The 6635-nt window shown below is 39.4% G+C and carries 6 protein-coding genes; all 6 read left to right on the forward strand.

Translation table 11 applies throughout. From position 1 onward, the window contains the following. The coding region (locus VLB74_RS12855; RefSeq protein ID WP_325203856.1) for a UDP-N-acetylmuramoyl-L-alanyl-D-glutamate--2,6-diaminopimelate ligase at positions 1–991 on the forward strand (991 nt) is incomplete at its 5' end. Positions 992–994: 3 nt separating this feature from the next. Continuing rightward, entirely contained in the window at positions 995–2218 is a 1224-nt protein-coding gene (gene mraY / locus VLB74_RS12860) for a phospho-N-acetylmuramoyl-pentapeptide-transferase (RefSeq protein ID WP_325203857.1), read from the forward strand. A 1-nt stretch (position 2219) separates the two neighbouring features. Next, on the forward strand, positions 2220–3551 hold the full coding sequence (murD, locus tag VLB74_RS12865) for a UDP-N-acetylmuramoyl-L-alanine--D-glutamate ligase (RefSeq protein ID WP_325203858.1): 1332 nt from the start codon (positions 2220–2222) through the stop codon (positions 3549–3551). An 89-nt stretch (positions 3552–3640) separates the two neighbouring features. After that, a complete protein-coding gene (locus VLB74_RS12870; protein WP_325203859.1) occupies positions 3641–4972 on the forward strand; it encodes an FtsW/RodA/SpoVE family cell cycle protein in 1332 nt (443 codons plus the stop codon). 68 nt (positions 4973–5040) lie between these two features. After that, on the forward strand, positions 5041–6138 hold the full coding sequence (murG, locus tag VLB74_RS12875) for an undecaprenyldiphospho-muramoylpentapeptide beta-N-acetylglucosaminyltransferase (protein ID WP_325203860.1): 1098 nt from the start codon (positions 5041–5043) through the stop codon (positions 6136–6138). Positions 6139–6200: 62 nt separating this feature from the next. Then, on the forward strand, positions 6201–6635 hold a 435-nt coding region (locus tag VLB74_RS12880), incomplete at its 3' end, for a Mur ligase domain-containing protein (protein ID WP_325203861.1).

Below are 6635 nucleotides of genomic sequence, written 5' to 3' on the forward strand. Positions count from 1 at the left end.
GCTTACGATCAATCATTATCTGAATGAAATGGCGGAAGAGGGTTGCGAGTTTTGTTTTATGGAGGTAAGTTCCCACGGAATCCATCAGAAAAGGACGGAAGGACTTCATTTTGTGGGCGGAATTTTTACGAACCTGTCACACGATCATTTGGATTACCATACCACTTTTGCGGAATATCGCGATGTGAAGAAATCGTATTTCGATAATTTACCGAAATCGGCTTTTGCTATTTCCAATATTGATGATAAAAACGGGGCGGTAATGCTTCAGAATACCAAAGCTAAAAAACTTACGTATGCTTTAAAATCGTATGCCGATTATCGTGCGCAGATTTTGGAAAACCAACTTTCCGGATTATTGCTGAAAATTAATGATCAGGAGGTTTGGGTACGTTTAATCGGTTCATTCAATGCCTACAATTTGCTGGCAATCTATGCAACTGCTGTTGAATTAGGGTTGGAAAATATTGAAGTTTTGCGTCTGTTGAGTGAATTAGAAAGCGTTTCCGGACGTTTTCAGTTTATAGTTTCAGAAGCGAATATCACGGCAATCGTAGATTATGCACATACGCCGGATGCTTTGGAAAATGTTTTGAAAACAATTGCCGATATCCGTACTAAAAACGAACAATTGATTACGGTTGTGGGTTGCGGAGGAGATCGCGACACAGCGAAAAGACCAATCATGGCCAGAATTGCTTCTGAAATTAGTGATAAAGCCATTTTTACTTCTGATAATCCAAGAAGTGAGGATCCGGAAATGATTATCGCAGAAATGGAAAAAGGGGTGGAGCCTCAGAATTTTAAAAAGACGATTTCAATTACCGACAGAAAACAGGCAATTAAAACGGCTTGTCAATTGGCACAAAGCGGAGATATCATTCTGATTGCTGGAAAAGGGCACGAAACCTATCAGGAAATCCAGGGCGTTCGTCACGATTTCGATGATATGAAAACAGTTAAAGAACTATTAGAACAATTAAACAAATAAGATATGCTGTATTATTTATTTCAATATTTAGACAAGACATTGGATGTGCCGGGAACGGGAGTATTCCAGTATATCACCTTTCGTTCAGGTTTAGCAATTATTTTGTCGCTGATGATTTCTACCATATTTGGTAAAAGGGTAATCAACTATTTACGTAGACTTCAAATTGGGGAAACCGTTCGTGAATTAGGCTTGGAAGGGCAAACGCAAAAAGCGGGGACACCTACCATGGGTGGTTTAATCATTATTTTTTCCACACTGATTCCGGTATTGTTATTGGCGAAATTGGATAATATTTATGTGATGTTACTGATTGTAACCACACTTTGGATGGGAACTATCGGTTTCATCGACGATTATATCAAGATTTTCAAAAAAGATAAAGAGGGTTTAAAAGGGATATTTAAAGTTATCGGGCAAGTAGGTTTAGGCTTAATTGTTGGTTCTGTGTTGTATTTTCACCCTGCCGTTACAGTTAGAACGGATACTTCTACTACCGATATTTTTAAAACTGGTGCTGTGGTTTCTGCTGTAGCTAAAGAAGAAAAATCAACGGCAACTACAATTCCGTTCTTCAAAAACAATGAAATGGATTATGCCGAATTATTGGCATGGACAGGCGATAATTACAAAGATTACGCCTGGTTGATTTTTATTCCGGTCGTGATTTTCATCATCACGGCAGTTTCCAATGGAGCAAATCTGACAGACGGAATTGATGGGCTGGCCGCTGGGACCTCGGCTATATCTGTGCTCACCCTCGGTATTTTCGCCTTCGTGTCGGGTAATATTATTTTCTCAAATTACCTGAACATTATGTATATCCCCAATTCCGGAGAAATGACGGTCTATATTGCGGCCTTTGTTGGGTCGCTCATCGGATTCCTCTGGTACAATACTTATCCGGCAACGGTTTTTATGGGGGATACAGGAAGTTTAACTATAGGTGGAATTATTGCCGTTTTAGCAATAGCGGTTCGTAAGGAATTGTTGATACCGGTATTGTGCGGAATATTTTTAGCTGAAAATTTATCGGTGGTGCTTCAGGTTTCGTACTTCAAGTACACCAAAAAGAAATATGGCGAAGGTCGAAGGATTTTCCTGATGTCGCCTTTGCATCACCACTATCAGAAGAAAGGCTATCACGAAAGTAAGATCGTAACGCGATTCTGGATTGTCGCCATACTGTTGTCCATCTTTTCATTAGTATCCTTAAAATTACGATAAGATGCGGTTAGTAATTTTAGGCGGAGGAGAAAGCGGAGTAGGTACCGCAATCCTTGGAAAGAAAAAGGGATACGATGTTTTTGTGTCGGATTATGGCGAGATACGAAATAATTATAAGGAAGTGCTGATTTTAAATCAGATTCCGTGGGAAGAAAAACAGCATACCGAGGAGTTGATTTTAAATGCGGATGTGGTGATGAAAAGCCCGGGAATTCCGGATAAGTCAAACATTGTAAAGCAACTTAAAAAGAATAACGTTCCTATTATTTCTGAAATTGAGTTTACCAGTCAGTTTACTGATGCTGTAACCATAGGGATTACGGGAAGTAACGGTAAGACGACAACGACGATGTTGACACATCACTTGCTGAAACAAGGCGGGATGAATATCGGGATTGCCGGAAACATCGGAAAAAGCTTTGCCTGGCAGGTTGCTGAAAATAAATTTGAAGCTTACGTTTTGGAATTAAGTAGTTTTCAGTTGGACGGAATTGAGAGTTATCGCCCTCATATCGCGGTGATGACCAACATCAGTCCGGATCATCTGGATCGCTATAATTACGATTACAATTTGTATATCGAGGCTAAATTCCGGATTACCAAAAACCAAACCGAAGACGATTATTTTATATACGATGACGATGATGAGGCAATAGTGAAATGGTTATCTGAAAATACAATACGAGCCAAAAAAATTCCCTTCTCACTGATTAAAAAAATTGAAGAAGGCGCTTACGCAGACGAACAAAACATAACAACTCACATTAACAACGAAGAATTTATTATGCCAATCAACGAACTAGCTTTAGAAGGAAAACACAATGTGAAAAACGCCATGGCTGCTACAACAGCAGCCCAGTTAATGCGCATCCGTAAAGAAACTATCCGTGAAAGTTTATCCAATTTCCAGGGAGTTGAACACCGATTGGAAAAAGTGCTCAAAATTCAGAATGTGCAGTACATAAACGATTCTAAAGCAACGAATGTAAATGCTACTTTCTTCGCGCTTGACAGTATGAACACGCCTACTATATGGATTGTTGGTGGAGTTGATAAAGGAAATGATTATAGTGAGTTAATGTCGTTGGTTCGTGAAAAAGTAAAAGGGATTATCTGTTTGGGTGTGGACAATTCCAAAATCATGAAAGCGTTTGAAAATGTGGTTGATGTTATGATTGAAACGGCTAGTATGACTGAAGCGGTTAAAATTGCGCAACGTATGGCCGAAAAAGGAGATACCGTTTTGTTGTCCCCGGCTTGTGCAAGTTTCGACTTGTTTGAAAACTATGAAGACCGCGGAAAGCAATTTAAAAATGCCGTACAGAATTTATAAAAACAATAGGCTCTAAACTTTTAGGGAAGAGCAAAAAACTAATAAACTCAGAGCCTTAACGTCTAAGTAACTTAGCAACTTAAAAGAGAATGAAAGAACTAATTGGTAAACTTAAAGGAGACAGAGGAATTTGGGCATTCGTGGCCCTGCTGTCGCTATTTTCCTTTATGCCCGTCTTCAGTGCGAGTACCAATCTTGTATATGTGGTAGGAAATGGTTCGATAGTTGGGCATTTGATCAAACATTTGGTTCATGTTTTTATCGGTTTCTGTTTTATTTATTTCGTTCACAGAACGCCTTATCATTATTTTAAAGCTTTTTCCTGGTGGCTCATGCCTTTGGTTTTAGTGCTGTTGGCGTTTACTATGCTTCAGGGAAATACTATTGGAGGAGCTAATGCAAGCCGATGGTTACAGATACCGTTTATCGGGGTTTCCTTTCAGCCTTCCGCTTTCGCATTCCTTGTGATGATGATCTATGTGGCGCGTTACCTTTCAAAAATTGAAGAGAAAGAATATACATTCAAGTCGTCGTTAATTGAACTATGGGCGCCGGTTTTTGGAATAATCGGTTTGATTTTGCCGGCCAATTTTTCCACTGCAGCCCTTATGTTTTCAATGGTTTGTATGTTGGTTTTTATTGGGAAATACAGGTTGCAGTATCTCTTTACGATTATAGGGATGGGTATAGCAGGTTTGATGCTTTTCGTATTGATTGCAAAAGCTTTTCCGGATAATAAACTGACCAGTCGTGTTAATACCTGGATGAGCCGTATCGAACGTTTCAGCTCGGATGAAGAAAACGAAGACGATTATCAGATTGAAAAAGCAAAAATTGCCATTGCATCGGGTAAGATTTACGGTTTAGGTCCCGGGAAAAGTGTGCAGAAGAACTTTTTGCCACAGTCGTCCTCGGATTTTATCTTTGCCATCATTGTTGAAGAATATGGTTTGTTGGGCGGATTTACCATTATGGGGCTGTACTTATTGTTGTTTTTCCGATTCCTGATTACCTCGCACAAAGCTCCTACCATGTTTGGGAAGCTGTTGATTGTCGGACTCGGTTTTCCGATTATTTTTCAAGCATTCACCAATATGGGAGTGGCAGTTGAATTGTTGCCGACAACCGGACAGACGCTCCCGTTAATCAGTAGTGGTGGAACTTCGATCTGGATGACTTGTATTGCTGTCGGCATCATATTGAGTGTCACCAAAAAAGAAGAAGAAATTGCACAGATTGAAGCCGAAGTCAAATTAAGGGACGAGGCACTACAGCGCATCATTGATCGGGAAGTAGCACTAGAAATGGAAAAAGAAAATAACGATATTGAAGAAATAATCGAGAAAGTTCAAAAAGAAGAAAACTATTCTATCGAAGACCAAACCGATAATCCTATGAACGCTGTTTTGAAGAAGAAATAGAAAAGAGGAAAGAATCAAGAGTGTGTTAGGAGTTTAGAGGCTTTAGTCTCTTTAGTAAATAAATTCAGATGAAAAATAATCCAAAATTCATAATCAGCGGAGGAGGAACCGGAGGGCATATTTATCCTGCGGTGGCGATTGCAAACGAAATAAAAAATCGTTTCCCGGATGCCGATATTCTTTTTGTGGGAGCCAAAGATAAAATGGAGATGCAGAAAGTGCCTCAGGCGGGTTATTCGATAAAAGGATTGTGGATTTCAGGAATTCAACGAAAACTAACCTTGGAAAATGCAATGTTTCCATTGAAGCTGATTTCGAGTTTGTCAACATCATTTGGAATTTTGAGGAATTTCAAACCCGACGTGGTTGTCGGAACTGGAGGATTTGCCAGTGGAGCAGTTTTGAAAGTGGCTTCTATGATGGGAATTCCCACGGTAATCCAGGAACAAAATTCTTATCCCGGAATCACCAACAAACTGTTAAGTAAAAAAGCCAACAGGATTTGTGTTGCCTACGAAAATTTAGAACGTTTCTTTCCGAAAGAAAATATGATATTGACCGGAAATCCGGTGCGTCAGGATTTGATTTCAATCAGTGAAAAAAGAAATGAAGCCCAGGCGCATTTCAATTTGGATGCTTCCAAAAAAACATTGCTCGTTTTAGGAGGAAGTTTAGGTGCACGAAGAATCAATCAGTTGCTTGAAAAGGAATTGGATTTTCTGCTGTCACAAAACGTTCAGATTATCTGGCAGTGCGGAAAATTGTATTTTGAAGAGTACAAACGGTTTTCAGACAGAGAGAATGTTCAGGTGTTGTCATTTATAGATCGAATGGATTTGGTTTATGCCGCCGCCGATGTGGTGATTTCCCGCTCAGGAGCTTCTTCGGTATCTGAATTGTGCATTGTCGGCAAACCAGTGATTTTCATTCCATCACCCAATGTAGCTGAAGACCATCAAACCAAAAACGCAAAAGCAATTGTTGATAAAAACGGAGCTGTTTTATTAAAAGAATCCGAGTTGGATGCTCAGTTTGAAGCCATTTTTCAGAATCTGATTTCCAATGAGGAACAACAAAGACAGTTGAGTTCAAATATAAAGCTACTGGCTTTGCCAAACGCAACAAAACAAATTGTCGACGAGATTGTAAAGTTGATAAGAAAATAGAAAAAGAAGATAAGTAAAGACTTTGAGCCTTTGCAACTTTGAACCTTTGTAACTTAAAAAAAATGAACCTAAATCAAATACAGAACGTCTATTTCATTGGAATCGGTGGCATCGGAATGAGCGCCTTGGCCCGTTATTTCAAATTCATTGGAAAAAATGTGGCAGGTTATGATAAAACTCACACGCATTTAACCGGAGAATTGGAAGAGAGTGGTATTTCAATCCATTTTGAAGACGATGTGAATTTGATTAGCCCGGAATATCTGAATAAGGAAAATACGTTAGTGGTAATTACACCGGCAGTTCCCAAGCATCATGCCGAATGGAATTATTTCCTTGATAATGGTTTTGAAGTGAAAAAGCGCGCCGAAGTTTTGGGAATTATAACCAAAGATACTTTCTGTTTCGCTGTAGCCGGAACCCATGGAAAAACGACGACTTCCAGTATTTTAGGTCACGTGTTGTATGAAAGCGGAGCGGATGTAACTGCCTTTTTA

The sequence above is a fragment of the Flavobacterium sp. genome (genome assembly GCF_035456225.1).
GTDB lineage: Bacteria > Bacteroidota > Bacteroidia > Flavobacteriales > Flavobacteriaceae > Flavobacterium.